At 64.3% G+C, this 14,835-nt stretch carries 12 protein-coding genes; 3 read left to right on the top strand and 9 right to left on the bottom strand.

Features of this window, described 5'->3' with window-relative positions; all coding sequences use genetic code 11:
• Positions 1–677: 677 nt before the first annotated feature.
• A complete protein-coding gene (locus tag BLS42_RS20530) occupies positions 678–2,117 on the top strand; it encodes a hypothetical protein (protein WP_256336311.1) in 1,440 nt (479 codons plus the stop codon).
• Between the two features lie 212 nt (positions 2,118–2,329).
• Here the strand turns inward: BLS42_RS20530 and BLS42_RS06635 are convergent, their stop codons facing one another.
• A complete protein-coding gene (locus BLS42_RS06635) occupies positions 2,330–2,719 on the bottom strand; it encodes a MerR family transcriptional regulator (protein WP_090578359.1) in 390 nt (129 codons plus the stop codon).
• A gap of 79 nt (positions 2,720–2,798) precedes the next feature.
• Here BLS42_RS06635 and BLS42_RS06640 point away from each other — a divergent pair, with 79 nt between their 5' ends.
• On the top strand, positions 2,799–3,995 hold the full coding sequence (locus BLS42_RS06640; protein ID WP_090578361.1) for an MFS transporter: 1,197 nt from the start codon (positions 2,799–2,801) through the stop codon (positions 3,993–3,995).
• A gap of 59 nt (positions 3,996–4,054) precedes the next feature.
• Here BLS42_RS06640 and BLS42_RS06645 read toward each other — a convergent pair whose 3' ends face one another.
• The 8 genes from BLS42_RS06645 to BLS42_RS06680 all read right to left on the bottom strand — a co-directional run bounded on the left by BLS42_RS06645 (position 4,055) and on the right by BLS42_RS06680 (position 13,082).
• Complete coding sequence (locus BLS42_RS06645; protein WP_143019157.1) at positions 4,055–4,639, bottom strand: MmyB family transcriptional regulator; 585 nt, start codon at positions 4,637–4,639, stop codon at positions 4,055–4,057.
• Between the two features lie 124 nt (positions 4,640–4,763).
• Positions 4,764–6,167, bottom strand: a complete 1,404-nt coding sequence (gene xylB, locus BLS42_RS06650) for a xylulokinase (protein ID WP_090578367.1) — start codon at positions 6,165–6,167, stop codon at positions 4,764–4,766.
• A 35-nt stretch (positions 6,168–6,202) separates the two neighbouring features.
• The gene (locus BLS42_RS06655; protein WP_090578370.1) at positions 6,203–7,684 is read right to left on the bottom strand and encodes a mannitol dehydrogenase family protein; all 1,482 of its coding nucleotides are present in this window, start codon (positions 7,682–7,684) and stop codon (positions 6,203–6,205) included.
• 1 nt (position 7,685) lies between these two features.
• Positions 7,686–8,684 (bottom strand): carbohydrate kinase family protein, encoded by a 999-nt coding sequence (locus tag BLS42_RS06660; protein WP_090578372.1) that lies wholly within the window; start codon positions 8,682–8,684, stop codon positions 7,686–7,688.
• 39 nt (positions 8,685–8,723) lie between these two features.
• Positions 8,724–9,785, bottom strand: coding sequence for an NAD(P)-dependent alcohol dehydrogenase (locus BLS42_RS06665; protein ID WP_090578375.1), 1,062 nt, complete (start codon positions 9,783–9,785; stop codon positions 8,724–8,726).
• Between the two features lie 41 nt (positions 9,786–9,826).
• Positions 9,827–10,744, bottom strand: a complete 918-nt coding sequence (locus tag BLS42_RS06670; RefSeq protein WP_090578378.1) for a carbohydrate ABC transporter permease — start codon at positions 10,742–10,744, stop codon at positions 9,827–9,829.
• A complete protein-coding gene (locus BLS42_RS06675) occupies positions 10,741–11,709 on the bottom strand; it encodes a carbohydrate ABC transporter permease (protein WP_090578381.1) in 969 nt (322 codons plus the stop codon). Before BLS42_RS06675 ends, BLS42_RS06670 begins: the two co-directional genes overlap by 4 nt.
• 26 nt (positions 11,710–11,735) lie before the next feature.
• On the bottom strand, positions 11,736–13,082 hold the full coding sequence (locus BLS42_RS06680) for an ABC transporter substrate-binding protein (protein ID WP_090578384.1): 1,347 nt from the start codon (positions 13,080–13,082) through the stop codon (positions 11,736–11,738).
• Positions 13,083–13,353: 271 nt separating this feature from the next.
• On the opposite strand from BLS42_RS06680, the gene BLS42_RS06685 reads away from it, so the two are divergent.
• Positions 13,354–14,340: an AraC family transcriptional regulator gene (locus BLS42_RS06685; RefSeq protein WP_090578387.1), complete on the top strand. Its 987-nt coding sequence runs from the start codon at positions 13,354–13,356 to the stop codon at positions 14,338–14,340.
• The last annotated feature ends 495 nt before the right edge of the window (positions 14,341–14,835 follow it).

Raw genomic sequence — 14,835 nt, forward strand, 5'->3', positions numbered from 1 at the left:
TGCGGTTTTTTGGTGGACTACTGCCCAGGTCGGCTGACTGACCTAGTTGGCGAAATCCATGGGCAATGTGGAGTATCACCCTGTTAGTAGTTGCAAGGTACACATCTTTGTGGCCACCTCGAGGGCTTCGATGATGTGCGCGATGGCGTGGAAGATCGGCCGATCATGGACCGCTTCATCTGCTCGATCTGGGCCGGGGCAGGGTGCCCAAGCCGGAACTCCTCGACAGTGAAATGCTGGTGCTGACCGTAAGCGGGCAAATCACGGGTGGCGCGAGGCAGTCCCTTTCGTCCCTAAACGGACGGCCTCCATAAGACGCAAGCAAGGTCATGACCGCTTGTGTGCGGCTCGGGATGCCCGATCCCATGCAAGTTCGGGACGGGCGTTGCGGTCGAAGTCCTCATGAGGTCGGGGCTGGCCCCCCAACTCTGGCAGAGTGCTTGACACTGCCATGGACCAATGACTCACTGATACCATCACGAGCGCCTATAGCGAGCTCAGCGGCAATTACTCAACTCAACCCACGACAAGCAGAACGACACGCCAACAGATCGGAGTCTGGGAGACTCAGCCGTCCTTGGAGACCCGAAAACATCCCCATCGAAAAAAGCCACCAGCGGAGTCCTTGGGTCAGACCTCGTAGCCCCACCCTGCATGAGCCTAGTCAGGATCACACCATGAGTCCGCGCATCCATATCGCCGTATCTGCTGCAGTCCAAGAAGCCCTGGCAACGATCATCAGGAGGGATGAGCGGACAGTCGAAAGCTATTGGAGCCACCCGGACTGTCCCGTGTTGGTCTTCGCCGATCACAAACTTCCCGGCGCCTCCGTCAGTTTCCATGGAGGGCCCATCGGGACCGGGTTGCCCATCCAGCTCATCTATTGGGGCGGGTGGTGGAAGAGCGCTGCCGGCGCAGCCCGACGGGCGATGATTAACGACCGAACCCAGCGTCTGATCAACTCCGAGTATTTCAGTGAGCTCACCCAGTACGGCATCGACCGCCCCACGTGGCGAGATCCGGCCCTCATCTGTACCAAGCCCTACCCGCCGTCCAGTTTCACCAACAAAGAGGAGCCGCACGTCGTACGCGACCTCATCGACCATCTGATCGACGACGACGTCTTTCCCGACCCCGACGATGGACGGATCGCGTTCGTGGTGCTGATGCCCGAGGGGTTCAAGGAGACAATCGGCGATAACGGACAGCACACCTCTGATTTCGACCAGGACTTCCTAGATCGCGACTACTACTGGGTTGCGTGGATCCGGTACTTCGCTGACCCGCCCACAGACGATCCTGAGAACACGATCCGCACCCTGAGCCACGAACTCGTTGAGATGTTCACTGACCCCGAGGCCGACGCCTGGTACGTCGGTAGCCCCGAGGGCGGAGAGATCGGCGACGCGGCCCAGTCCCCCGGCGACTATCAAACTGCCTTGGTCAATGGCGCACGCGCCTCGGCGTACTGGTCGAATCGCCACGCAGCCACCGTGATCCCCATCGACCGGGACTACAAGGCACGAATTCGGGGAGCCATCAGCGTCACAGCACGTCGGACAGTGTCTCGAGTTTTCCGACCTGACCCCGCCGAGAACCGGCTGTGCAGCATCGTGCCCGAATGCTGCTTCGAAGACCGTGACTACGCCTACACGCTCGTGTCGCGTGACGAAAGCGTTTCTCTGCGTATGGAGACGCTGCGATACTACTCACCCGTCGCTGCCTGGACGATCAATGGGCGAGCAGTGTCCGGCAAGGGGTCCATCACTGTCCGGGTGATTGCGGAGACCTTTACGGGACGAGCCACCAGCTACACCCAGCGTGACGTCAGCCTCGGCTACGATGCGACCGACTCCACGATCACCCTGGCTGCCGTGAAGTTGGATGCAAACTTTGATGTCGAGGTAGGCTGCAGCGTCAACACAGCCCTGCTCCGCAACGGCTTCGGCACCCTCTCCCCAGTAGAGGCAACCATCGTCATCGCCGAACTCTTCACCATCGGATTCCTCATCCTCCGCCTCGCCGTCCACCTCTTCCGCTACGGGTCCATCCAATACTCAAGCAAACTCTCCATCGCCGGCACCTTCCGCAAACGCAGCACACCCGCCGGTAAATAGTTGGCGCTGGCCCCGCCTCACGACTTCAGCGGGAATCCGAATCACCGCGTGTTTCAGGAAGGGCGGTTTCCAACCATCGTCGTAACAGGTTTGATTTTGACGGTAACAGGATGCCTATTTAGCAATCGACGGGCGTTGCCGCGTTCCCCGAACGAACGAGCGGTTTGGCTCGAATTCTTCCGGAGTAAGGGCGCAGAGAACGAGTGTGGTGCTTAGGCAACGGTGGCGGCAGTACGGCGCGCCAGCGCCGCGTCTGCGGCTTCGATGTAGGTGGCGATCGAGTCCCGGTTGCGGGTGAGGAAGTCGATGCGTTGGGTCATCTTGTCGCGTTCGTCGCGGAGGATGGTGAGCAGTTCGGGTTGGATGTCGTCGGGAACGATGCCGCGCGGTTTGTCCAGGCACGGGAGGATCAGGGCGATGATCTTGGTCGGGACCCCGCTGTCGATGAGTCCGCGGATCTGGATCGCGCGGTCGATCAGGTACGGGTCGTATTCCCGGTATCCGTTCTCGAGGCGCCGTGGGACGATCAGTCCTTGCTCCTCGTAGTACCGCAGTGATCTGGTGGGGGTGTTTGAGAGTTTCGCGAGCTCGCCGATTCGCATGTCGTGGCCACCTTCGGACGGAGTCAGTCGGCATCCGGCTTGACCTTCACACTAGTGTCAACCATTTACCGTAAGGTTTATGACACTAGTACAACACGCCCCTGAAGAGACGCGCAGCCCCCGGCTCCTCCCACTTTGGAGCCTGCTCGCGCTAACCGCGAGCGGCTTCCTGACCATCATGCTGGAGACGATGCCTGCCGGCATCCTGCCCGAGATGAGCCAGGGGCTAGGGGTGAGCGAGTCCGCTGCCGGCCAGTTCGTGTCGGTGTATGCCATCGGTTCCATCGTGGGGGCGATCCCGATCATCAGCGCCACAATGGGGTGGTCCCGGCGCCGTCTTCTCGTCGCTGCGCTCACGGGATACGTCGTGACGAGCCTGGTAGTGGCCGTATCGCCGAGCTTCGCGCTCACCCTGGGTGCCCGTTTCGTCGCCGGAATCTTCGCGGGTGTTCTGTGGGGCATCATCGCCGGGATCGCGGGTCGTCTCGTGAGCGCAGACCAGCGGGGCCGCGGCTTGACGATTGCACTTGCGGGCACCCCGATCGCACTGGCAATTGGTACACCGGCCGGCACGTTGCTGGCGGGCCTGATCGGGTGGCGGTTCACTTTTGTCGCGATGGCCGTGTTCGCAGCGGCGCTCATCGGCTGGGTGCTGGTGGTCCTGCCCGCCTTGCCCGGTCAGGAGAAAAGTGAACGGACCCCGGTCCGCCGCGTGTTCGCCCTTCCCGGCATGGTCTCTGTGCTTCTCACCGCGGTTCTCTACGTCACTGCGCATAACCTGCTCTACACGTACATCGCGCCCTTCCTGGCACCGGTGGGCATGAGCGGTGCTGTCAGCGCGGTCCTGATGGTTTTCGGTGTCGCATCACTGGTCAGCCTGGCGGTCACCGGTGCTTTGATCGACCGGCACCTGCGGACCCTCATGATCATCAGCAGCGGCTTGTTCGCCATTGCGATGCTCGCCCTGGGATTCCTCGCCACATCCCCTATCGCCGTCTACGCCAGCGCTGCCGCGTGGGGTCTGGCGTTCGGTGGCGCTGCGAGCCTGCTACAGACGGCCATGATGAGCGTCGCCGGCGACGCTGTTGACGCTGCCCAAGGCGTTATGGTCACGGGCTGGAACATCGGCATCGCCGCGGGCGGCATCCTTGGAGGCACACTCCTCGGCTCGCTGGGTTCACCATCCCTGGGCTGGGCGACTCTGGCTCTACTCGTCATTGCCCTCATCCTTGTCAGCACTGGGCGCCGGTACGCGTTTCCGCCCTCTCGTGGCTGACCCGGAAACATCGACCGTCTGGGGAAAGAAATGGAAGGGAAGCTCCGGGGCCCGGCTGTCTAGGCGTGGTGGGCCGGTGAGTCCGACGTGTTGAGCCGTGTTTCTCTGCGGACGGTGGCGGCCCAGGTGGCGAGCAGGTTGAGTGCGTCGTGGCCCGGGGTGCCTGGTTCGGCGCTGTAGGCGATCAGGGTCAGGCCTTCATCGCCCGGGAGTTGCATGGCTTGGAAGGTGAGTTCGAAGTCGCCGACGACGGGGTGGTGGAAGGGTTTCGTCCCGGTGTGGTGGAGGCGGACGTTCTGGGCGACCCACATGGTCCGGAAGTCCTCGCTCTTGGTGGCGAGCTCTCCGATGAGGTCTGAGAGGTCGCGGTTATGGGGGTCGCGGGCGGCTTCCTGCCGGAGGATCGCCACGGCATCCTGGGCCATTGACTCCCACTCGGGCAACTGATCCCGGGAACCGGTATCAAGGAAGACGAAACGTGCGAAATTCTGCGGCCGCTCCGGCTCGTCGCCGTCCGGGTGGTAGAGCGCACGGGCGAGGTCGTTCATGCCGAGGACATCGAGCCGCCCGTCTTGAACAAAGGCCGGAATGCCGGTCATGCCGTCGAGAAGATGCTGGATGCTCGGGTTAAGTTTCTGCGGCACGCGCCGGCGTGTCGGGGCCGTTTGAGGTTTGGTTCGTGGTGGTTGAGGGGACTCCTCCGGGGCCCAATGGTGATGGACACCTAGGTGGTAATGGACCCACTCCCAGCCGGTGGCTCTGGGAGGCTCAAATCGTTGTTACGGCCGCCCGGTAGCGCTCGAGAACGTGCGGTGTGGGGCCCGCCTTTTTCAACCCTGTTGATCCGGTGTTCCACGTGGGGAATGCGCCGAGGAGCGCCCCGGCTGCCTGCCGCGCGGCGCCGTCCGCCACGTACTCTCCGGGTTCCGGCACGCGCACCGGGAGTCCGAAGACCGCTGCGATGATTTGTTGCACAGCCGCGGAGCGTGCGCCGCCGCCCACCAGAATGACGCTTCGAGCAGAGACGCCAATATCGGTGAGGGCCTTGAGCCCGTCGGCGAGTGAGCAGGCCAGCCCCTCCACGGCGGCTCGGGCGAGGTTCGCGGGCGTGAAGTTTGCCAGCGTCATGCCGTGCAGTGATCCGCTCGCATCCGGAAGGTTGGGGGTGCGTTCGCCCTCGAAGTAGGGAACCAGGACCAGCCCGGAGGCTCCGGCGGGCGCCGATAGGGCCAGACTGGAGAGCTCTGAATGATTTATTCCGAGGAGACGTGCGGTCGCGTCGAGAACGCGGGAGGCGTTCAGTGTGCAGACCAGCGGCAGGAAGTGACCCGTCGCGTCGGCGAAGCCGCTGACGAGCCCGGACGGGTCGGCGACGGGCTGGTCGGCCGCAGCGAACACGGTGCCGGACGTGCCGATGGAAACGACGACGTCGCCCAGGCCGGCGTTCACGCCGAGGGCGGCGGCGGCATTGTCGCCGGCACCTGCGCCGATCAGGGCGCCAGAGGGTGTTCTGTGTTTCGCGTCCAGCGGTCCCAGGACCGCAGGCAGCACCGGGATGTGTCCCAGTGTCCTTTCGAGAACGTCGGGCAGGTATTCGCCGGTTGCGGGTGACCAGTATCCGGTGCCGGAGGCGTCGGAACGGTCGGTACAGAGGGCTTCGATCCCCGGCGCGCCGCTGCCCGGACCGTATCCGGCCAGCCGCCAGCTGAGCCAGTCGTGGGGAAGGCAGACCGCGGCCGTTCGGCTGGCATTGTCCGGTTCATTTTCGGCCAGCCAGCGCAGCTTGGTCGCTGTGAGCGAGGCGACCGGGACGGTGCCCGTCGTGTCCGCCCAATGGCGTTCACCGTCTGGACCGGCGTCGCGGATCATGGCCTGCGCCGTGGCGGCGGACCGGGTGTCGTTCCACAGCAGCGCTGGCCGGACCACTCCCCCGGCCGCATCCAGGCAGACCATGCCGTGTTGTTGCGCTCCGACGGAAATCGCTGCCACGTCATCGATCCCGCCCGCCCGTTCGATAGCTTCCTGGAGGGCGGACCACCATGCCTCCGGATCCACCTCGGTTCCTTCCTGGTGGGGTGCCGACCCACGGCGGAGCAGGGCGCCGGTTTCGGCGTCGCGGATGACGATCTTGCAGGACTGGGTGGAGCTGTCCACGCCGGCTACCAGGGGCATCGTTGCCTTCTTTCAGGTCAAGGGGTTCGCGCTGCCTATGAACCGGATTTCAGGGATTCCAGGGCGGCCCGGGCTCCGCGGCTATGAAGGTCGTTCAGTATCTGGGTGTAGGCCGTAACGAAGGATTGATTGTCTATCAGGTCACCGAAGATCTCCCGGTTGGCGATAAACGCGAGCGGTTCCCCGCGCTGCCGGGCCGCGGCGGCCATCAGGGGCTCTTTCAGCCGGTCAACCACCTCGATGGGGTTCCCCTGTTCGTCAACGCCCTCGTCATAGCGGGCCCAGCTCGCCACGATGGCCGCGGAGCGGTGGATCTCCCCGCCCTGTTTCAGGTTGATGCGGATGACCGGCAGCAGCCACTTGGGGATCCGGTCGGAGCTTTCGGCGCACAGCCGGGCCAGGGTGTCCCGGATGTGTTCGTTGGAGAACCGTTCGATAAGGGTGTGCTTGTATTCGTGAAGGTCGATGCCGGGGACAGGCTGGAGGGTGGGTGTGGCTTCCTTGTCCATGTAGTCGAGCAGGAACTGGGTGAAGAGGGGGTCCTGGCAGACTTCGTTGGCGTATCGGTAGCCGGCGAGATAGCCGAAGTAGCACATGCCCTGGTGGCTGGCGTTCAGCAAACGCAGCTTCATCAGTTCGTAGGGTTCGACGTCGTCCACGAGCTGGACTCCGGCGTCTTCGAAGGGAGGGCGCCCGAGACTGAAATGGTCTTCAAGGACCCACTGCTCAAACGGTTCACACACCACCGGCCACGCGTCCTCGACCCCGAATTCCGCGGCGACGGCCTCACGGTCCGCGTCCGTGGTGACCGGGGTGATCCGGTCCACCATGCTGTTGGGGAACGGAACATGGTCCGCGACCCAGGCGCCCAGCTCCGTGTCCTTGAGCGTTGCGAAGGCGGTGAACATTTTGCGGGCGACGTCTCCGTTGCCTTGGATGTTGTCGCACGACATCACCGTGAACGGCTGCTGCCCGCGTTCCCGCCGCCGGGAGAGCGCTTCGGTGACGAGTCCGAAGGTGGTCCGCGGAGCCGCTCCCGGCTGCAGGTCGTGGAGCACGTCGGGATTCTCGGCGTTGAAGTCGCCTGTGACGTGGTGGAAGTTGTAGCCGCCCTCGGTGACGGTGAGCGAGACGATCCGAATGGCCTCGGATGCCATTTTCTCGATGACGGCCTCCGGATCGTCGGGTGCGAAAAGATACTCGATGATCGAGCCGATGACCCGTCCCTCGCGGGTTCCGTCGGGGTTTTTCACGACCAGGGTGTAGAGGCAGTCCTGGCGGTCCATCACCTCCTTCATGCGGGCGTCCCCGGGGAGGACCCCGACGCCGCAAATAGCCCAGTCGTGGGCTTGGCCGGTGTCCATCAGCCGGTCCAGGTACATGGCCTGGTGGGCGCGGTGGAAGCCGCCGACGCCGAAGTGGACGATGCCGGCGGTCAGCGCCGAGCGGTCGTAGCCCGGTGCGGCCAGGGATGCGGGAGTGGTGGCAACGCTGGTGTTGTTGAGGGTTTGCCTCATGTCATCGCTCCTGGGCCGGTGAGGGAACGGGCAGCGGACCGAGTTCCGCTGCCCGTGGTGGATTTGCGCCCTTCCGGGAACAGGTGATCGCTGCTGCGCGGTTGGCGTAGGCGCCGAGGGCGTGCAGCTGATCCAGGGTCAGGGCCTTCAGCCGGTGTCTTCCGTCCGCCCCCAGCGCCTCAAGCTGGGCAAGTCCGGAGAGAAGCCCGGCCATGAAGGCGTCCCCGGCGCCCACAGTGTCTGCCACGAGGATGGGTTCGGCCGCCATCTCCACGCGCCCCGCGGCGGACAGGATGACCGGGCCAGAGGCGCCGCGTGTCAGGGCCACGACCTCCGGCCCCAGTTCCAGCCAGGCCTGCAGGGTTTCCTCCGGTGTCCGGTCCGGGTAGAGCCAGCTCAGGTCTTCGTCGCTGGCTTTGACGATGTCGCTGGCCGCCACGAACACTTCCGCCTGCTGCCGCGCTGCGGCGGCATCGGGGCTGATTGCGGGCCGGCAGTTGGGGTCGTAGCTGATGGTGGCGTGCTCACGGGCCGCCTCCACGAGGGCAAGAGTGGCCAGGTTCCCGGGCGGGAGCACGGTCGCGATGGATCCGGTGTGGACATGGGTGGAAACGTCGACGGCGGCCAAGGCAGGCAAGGATGCGCCGTTGATTTCCCAGGTGATGGAGAAGGTGTATTCGGCGACGCCGCCGGGACCAAGTGTGGCGAAGGCAGTCGACGTCGGGGTGGCTCCGCCGTTGACGACGTGGACGGCGTTCGACTGAAGATGTTCTTCGATCACGAGTCCGTACCGGTCGGCGGCGTAGTGGGTCACCAGGTTGGTCTGAAGGCCAAGACGGGCAGCTCCCACGGCCACGTTGAGGGGGCTTCCGCCCGGGTGGGCCTGGCTAGCCGGGTGGTGAGGGTCGGTGATGATGTCGACGAGGGACTCGCCGACCACTGTCAGGACGGTGCCCGCGGCTGCGGGGCGGGGTTCGGACGCGGGGTAGTTTGCTGACATGGCTGCTTCCTTGCAGTAGTCGGTGATCGGTGGCGTGGGTCAGCGGCCCGGGTAGACGACAGCTTTGAGCTGTCCGGCCTGCTTGCCCGCTTTGAGTGCTTCTTCGGAGTCTGCCAGCGCGAACCTACCGGTGACGAGTATGTCCAGGTCCACCTTGCCGTCGGCGATGAGCTGGATGGCGAGCGGCCAGGTGTTGGTGTAGCGGAAGACGCCGGAGAGCCAGATTTCGCGGTTCTGGATGTAGGAGACGGGGAGTTCGACGTCCTCGGCCCCGAGCCCCACCAGGATGACCCGGCCGGCAGGTCCCACGGCTTTGATTCCGGAGCGGACGGCCTGCGGGGCGCCGGAGGCGTCGATGAACGCATCGACGTCGAGCCCTTCGACACTGTCCGTGCGGGCGTTCAGGGCGTGGGTGGCGCCGTGTTCGAGCGCGAACGCCAACCGGTCTTCGGCGATGTCGCTGATGTAGATTTCGGTCGCGCCGTAGGCGCGGGCGGCCTGGGCGGCGATGATGCCGATCGGGCCGGCTCCGGCGATCAGGACCCGGCTGCCGGGCTTGATCTGGGCGCGTTCGCAGGCCCAGAGGCCAACGGAGAGCGGTTCGATGAGGGCTGCCGCCTCGTCGCTGACGCTGTCCGGGATGTCGTACGCGAAGTCGCTCTGGATGGTGACGTATTCGGCGAAGGCCCCGTCGATCGGCGGGGTGGCGTAGAACTCGATGTCGGGGCAGAGGTTGTACCGGCCGGCCTTGCACTGCTTGCATTTGCGGCAGGGCCGCTGGGGTTCGACGGCGACCCGCTGGCCGATGCGGGCGGGGTCCACGGCGCTTCCGACGGCGGCGATCCGGCCGGAGAGCTCGTGGCCCAGGATCAGTGGGTGGTCCACCACGTAGTCGCCGATCCTGCCGTGTTCGTAGTAGTGGACATCGCTGCCGCAGACGCCGACGGCGGCAACCTGCACCAGGACCTGGTCCGGGTCCAACTGCGGGACCGGCAGGGTTTCCATGGCCATGTCGCCCTGGCGTTTGAGGACGGCGGCGCGCATAGTGGCCGGTACTTCGGGTTGTCCGGAGGTGCGGGACTGTGCGGTTGATGTTGTCATCGAAGGATTCCTTTTTTCCTAAACAGATCGAAGGGGGCCGGCTACTTTACGGCACCCAGGGAGAGGCCCTGGACGAGTTTGTCCTGGGCGGCGAAGCCGGCGAACAGTACCGGCAGGGAGACCACGACGGCGGCTGCGCAGACTTTGGCGATGAACAATCCCTGGCTGGAGACGAGGCCGGTGAGGAAGACCGGGGCGGTGCCGGCGACCACGCCGGTGAGCACCCGGGCCAGGAGGAGCTCGTTCCAGCTGAAGATGAAGCAGATCAGGGCGGTGGCGGCGATGCCCGGCATCGCGACGGGGGCGACGACTTTGCGGAGCGTCAGCAGCAGGCCTGCGCCGTCGATCTGGGAGGCCTCGAGCATTTCGACCGGCACTTCGTCGAGGAAGGAGCGCATCATCCATACGGCAATGGGCAGGTTCATCGAGGTGTACATCAGACCCAGGAACCAGATGTTATCCAGGGCCCCGGCGGTTTTGGCGAAGAGGTAGAGCGGCAGGACGGCCGCGACCACGGGCATCATCTTGGTGGAGAGGAAGAAGAACAGGACATCGGTCCACTTTTTCACGGGCCGGATGGACAGGGCGTAGGCCGCCGGGATGGCCAGCAGCAGAACCAGCACGGTGGAGAAGATCGAGGCGGTGGCGGAGTTGATCAGCGACGGCCACGGGCTGACACCGGACGTTGCCCCGAAGAACTCCTTGTAGGCGTCGAGGTTAAGGTCTGCGGCGATGGAGGGCGGGTTGGTTGCGGCATCCACTTCCGAGTGGAACGAAGTCAGGATCATCCACAGGACCGGTACCGCGAAGAGCAGGGCCAGCAGCCAGGCAGCGATCCCGGCGGCCGTGTTGTTGCGCGTGGGGTCCATGCGCGACTTGCCGCGGCGCCGTGAACCGTTGGTGCGGGCGTGCGGGGCGGGGACTGAAGACCTGGGTTCGGCCGGGGTGAGCGTGCTCATCGTGCTGCCTCCTTCTTGAAGAGCGAGAAAACGGTGCGGAGTGCGAAGGTCGCCACGATGATGGTGCCGATGACCACCACGACGCCGGCGGCGGAGGCCAGGCCGTATTCGTTGGCATAGTAGAACGTCTCGTAGATGGCGTAGGGCAGGTTGGCCGTGCCCAGGCCGCCGGAGGTGATGACGAAGGTAGCGTCGAAATTCTGCACGATGTAGATGGCGCCGAGCAGTCCGCCCAGTTCCAGGTACTGGCGCAGATGGGGCAGCGTGAGGTGCCGGAAAATAGCCCAGGGCGTGGCGCCGTCCATCTGGGCGGCTTCCACCGTGTCCATCGGACGGGACTGCAGACCGGCGAGCAGGATGAGCATCATGAACGGGGTCCACTGCCAGATAAGCGAGACAATGATGGCCATCAGGGGCGCCGAGGACAGCAGGTCCGGCTGGGGCGGGGTGTCGGAGCCGAAGAGCGCCCAGACCCAGGTGAGGGTGCCGTTGATCAGGCCGTAGACCGGGTTGAGAATGGCATGCTTCCAGATGAGCGCGGCAGCTACCGGAACGATGAGGAACGGTGCGATCAGCATGGTTCGGGCCAGTCCGCGGCCGATGAACTTCTTGTCCAGCAGCAGGGCCAGGCCAAGGCCGAGGACCAGGCTGACCAGGACGACGGAGACCGTCTCGACGATGGTGGTGACGATCGCCTGCAAGAAGTAGGGGTCGGTGAGGATCTGGACGTAGTTATCGAACCCGGCGAATCCGGTCTTGTCCGGGCTCAGGCTGTTCCAGTTCATGAACGAAATGATCAGGGTCACCACGAACGGGAGCTGGGTGACGATGATGAGGAAGATCAGTGCCGGCAGCAGCGGTGCACGCCGTGCCCAGGCCACGGCGCGTTCGCGCGCCCTGGCGTTCTTGGAAGGTTTGGCTGTGCTGCTCCCGTGCCGGGAGACGCGCGCCGTTGCGGTAGTCATGATGTTCTCCTGCGGTTGGGTGGTGATTACTTGTACTTGTCGCCGACTTTTTTGGCGGCTTCCTGGCCCTTGGCTACGGCGTCGGCCACGGAGCCCTGGCCGGCGATGGCTGAGCTCACACCCTGGGAAACCCTGGTGCCGAGGGCCGCGAATTCGGGAATACCGACAAACTGGATGCCGACAGCGGGCCGGGGCTGGACTCCGGGGTTTTTTGGATCGGCGTTCTCAATGGCAAAGCGTTCGGCCTTGAAGAATGGCGCGGCCTTCTGGAAGTCGGCGTTCTCGTAGGTGGAAATCCGCTTGCCGGACGGGACTTTGGACCAGCCGAGCTTGGATGCAACCAGTTCCTCATACTTCTTCGAGCTCGCCCAGGCGATGAACTTATCGGCAGCGTCCTGCTTTTTGGAGGCCGCCTGCACAGCCCAGGACCAGGTCCACAGCCAGCCCGAGGACGTGGTCTCCTTCACCGGGGCCTGGGCGTAGCCGATCTTGCCCTTCACCGGGGAGTCCTCGGCTTCCAGGGCGCCGGCGGCGGAAGTGGCGTCGTACCACATGGCGACCTTGCCCTGGCTCATGTTGGTCAGGCACTCGGTGAACCCGGCTTGGGCGGCCCCCGCTTCACCGTGGTCGCGCACCAGCTTGGTGTAGAAATCAACAGCGGCGGTGAATTCCGGAGCGTTGACCTTCGCGTTCCAGTCCTTGTCGAACCAGGTCCCGCCAAAAGTGTTCACCACGGTCGTCAGGGGGGCGAAGACCTGCCCCCAACCGGGTTGGCCGCGCAGGCAAATGCCCTTCATTCCGGGAGCTGCACCGTCAACCTTGGCAGCAAGATCGGCGACCTGGTCCCAGGTGGGCTTCTCCGGCATGGTCAGGCCCTTGGCGTCGAAGATGTCTTTCCGGTACATCAGGAAGGAGGATTCCCCGTAGAACGGTTCGCCGTAAAGCTTGCCGTCCTTGCCCGTCAGCGAGGCGGTGTAGGCCGGCAGGATGTCCGCCTGGTTGAACTCGGCATCCTTGGCCACCGCATCCAGCGGCGCCAGCCAGCCGTTGGCGGAATAGAACGGGATCTCGTAATTGGACAGTGACGCAACGTCGTACTGTCCGGCCTGGCTGGAGAACTCCTGGCTGATCTTGGCGCGGACATCGTTTTCCGGCAGGACCGTGTAGTTGACCCTGATGCCGGTTTCCTTGGTGAAGTTGTCCGCGGTAAGCCGCTGCAGGTCCTCCATCTGGGGGTTGTTGACCATCAGGACATTGATACTGTTCGGGTCGCCCGCGGAATTGCCGCCGCCGGCGCCTGCGCAGGCCGTGGCGCCGAGCGCCACGCACAGGGCGCCTGCGGCCAGTGCGGCGACGCGTATTTTTGCGCGCATTAAGGACTCCTTTGTTCTTCGGGGGTGCGATGCCGGCCCAATCCGACTGCTGCGTCGGAGTGCGGGGACCGAAAACGGGGTGAATGGCTCGAGGCCAGTTACCTTGCTGCTGTTCCTCAAGATTAGGCCTGTGGGATGGGACACAACTAGCGCCGTGGTTGCCAATTTCTGATACTAATTTTCCCCAGTCTCCCCCGGCCCAGCGCTACCCTAGGAGAAGGCAACCACCTGGCTGTCCACATTTCATGACCTGAACGCATGGAGAACCACAATGAGCATGGCGGGCCCCAGCGACAGCGCTGACCTCATTGACAGCCCTGATCCGATTGACAGCGCGGCGGCCAGGCTTGCCGAAAGGCTTCTGGGCATGCGGGCCAACCGCGAGGTCATCCCGGAAGACCCGAACCATTCAGTCCGGTGGCACGAGCACGATTACCCCAGCCCGGTGGCCCGCTGGAATTACCATCCCGAATACGAGCTGCACCTGATCCGGAAGGGCACGGGCAAGTTCATCGTTGGAGACCACATCGGCACGTTCGAGGCCGGGCACCTGGCTCTGGTGGGTTCAGGGCTGCCGCACGACTGGGTCAGCGACCTTGAGCCCGGGGAAGTCCTCCAGGGCAGGGACGCCCTCATCCAGTTCGACGGAAAATGGGTTGACCAGGCCGCTTCAATCGTGCCGGAAATGGCCGACGTCAAACCCCTGCTTGAACAGTCCTCGCGCGGGATCGAGTTCCTCGGACGGACAGCCCAGGCCGCCGCCGATTCCCTCGAGGCAATGGGGACGGCCACCGGATTGCAGCGGCTTCATCATCTCATTGAGGTCTTTGCGATCCTGACGCGAGCACCACAGGAGGAACGGCGCTATCTCGCCGACGAATGGTTCAGGCCACAACTGGACAGCCAGGCCGCTGCGGTAGTGGACATCGTCCTGGAGTACGTCTTCAGCAACCATGCCGGCAGCGTCAAGATGTCCGACGCTGCTGCCCTGGTCGGCATGTCAGAGCCGACGTTCTCGAAGTACTTCAAGCGCGCCACCGGCCAGAACTTCAGCGACCTGGTCCGCAAACTCCGCCTGGCCCACGCCCGGCGGCTGCTGGAGCACAGCGACAAAGCCATCTCCGACATCTGCTACGAAGTGGGATTCACCAACCTGTCCAACTTCAACCGGCACTTCCTCAAAGATATAGGCGCCACTCCTCGGGCCTATCGGACTGCTCGCCGCCATGAGCGGGGTAAAACCGCTGCGCGGCCGTAAGCGCCCATGGATTCTTAGCTGGCCAGATCCGGCAGCGGCGCTGGCTTGAGCAGTCGTCGGTCTGCTGAGCCCTACACGAACGGGCGAGGCTTTCGAGGGAAAGGTTCCCAGATGCCCTCAGGTGCAGGCGGCGGCCATCGGCGAGGTGGGACGGCTCGGGCTGGATCGAACACTGCGATCGTTCTTCGTGCCGCAGATGAGATGCCTATGGTCTGGTTACGGCGGTGGGGCCGAAGCACGTCATCGACGAGGGCGACGTAGAAGTTGAGCATGGCGGAAAATTCGGGCTGAAATTTGCCCGTCTTGGGCTCGATGACGACATAGCCTGTTGACCACCCCAACGGCCCAGTTCGCCGTTGATGCCCGGCACCGCTCCGCGTCAGGAACGGGGCGATTTGTGCGGACAGTGTCTGCCCGAATCAATGAGCTCAGCCGTTCCCCCGGACTTGCCGCTGCTGTGCCGGCGAGTAGTGCATCCGTAGACCCTGATTAGGA

Origin of the sequence: Arthrobacter sp. ov407 (assembly GCF_900102895.1) — a bacterium.
GTDB lineage: Bacteria > Actinomycetota > Actinomycetes > Actinomycetales > Micrococcaceae > Arthrobacter.

Excerpts from the sequence above, each read along its gene's own strand:
- BLS42_RS20530 (WP_256336311.1), top strand. The coding sequence starts at position 678 with ATGAGTCCGCGCATCCATATCGCCGTATCTGCTGCAGTCCAAGAAGCC.
- BLS42_RS06635 (WP_090578359.1), bottom strand. The coding sequence starts at position 2,719 with ATGCGAATCGGCGAGCTCGCGAAACTCTCAAACACCCCCACCAGATCA.
- BLS42_RS06640 (WP_090578361.1), top strand. The coding sequence starts at position 2,799 with ATGACACTAGTACAACACGCCCCTGAAGAGACGCGCAGCCCCCGGCTC.
- xylB (WP_090578367.1), bottom strand. The coding sequence starts at position 6,167 with ATGCCCCTGGTAGCCGGCGTGGACAGCTCCACCCAGTCCTGCAAGATC.
- BLS42_RS06655 (WP_090578370.1), bottom strand. The coding sequence starts at position 7,684 with ATGAGGCAAACCCTCAACAACACCAGCGTTGCCACCACTCCCGCATCC.
- BLS42_RS06660 (WP_090578372.1), bottom strand. The coding sequence starts at position 8,684 with ATGTCAGCAAACTACCCCGCGTCCGAACCCCGCCCCGCAGCCGCGGGC.
- BLS42_RS06665 (WP_090578375.1), bottom strand. The coding sequence starts at position 9,785 with ATGACAACATCAACCGCACAGTCCCGCACCTCCGGACAACCCGAAGTA.
- BLS42_RS06670 (WP_090578378.1), bottom strand. The coding sequence starts at position 10,744 with ATGAGCACGCTCACCCCGGCCGAACCCAGGTCTTCAGTCCCCGCCCCG.
- BLS42_RS06675 (WP_090578381.1), bottom strand. The coding sequence starts at position 11,709 with ATGACTACCGCAACGGCGCGCGTCTCCCGGCACGGGAGCAGCACAGCC.
- BLS42_RS06680 (WP_090578384.1), bottom strand. The coding sequence starts at position 13,082 with ATGCGCGCAAAAATACGCGTCGCCGCACTGGCCGCAGGCGCCCTGTGC.
- BLS42_RS06685 (WP_090578387.1), top strand. The coding sequence starts at position 13,354 with ATGAGCATGGCGGGCCCCAGCGACAGCGCTGACCTCATTGACAGCCCT.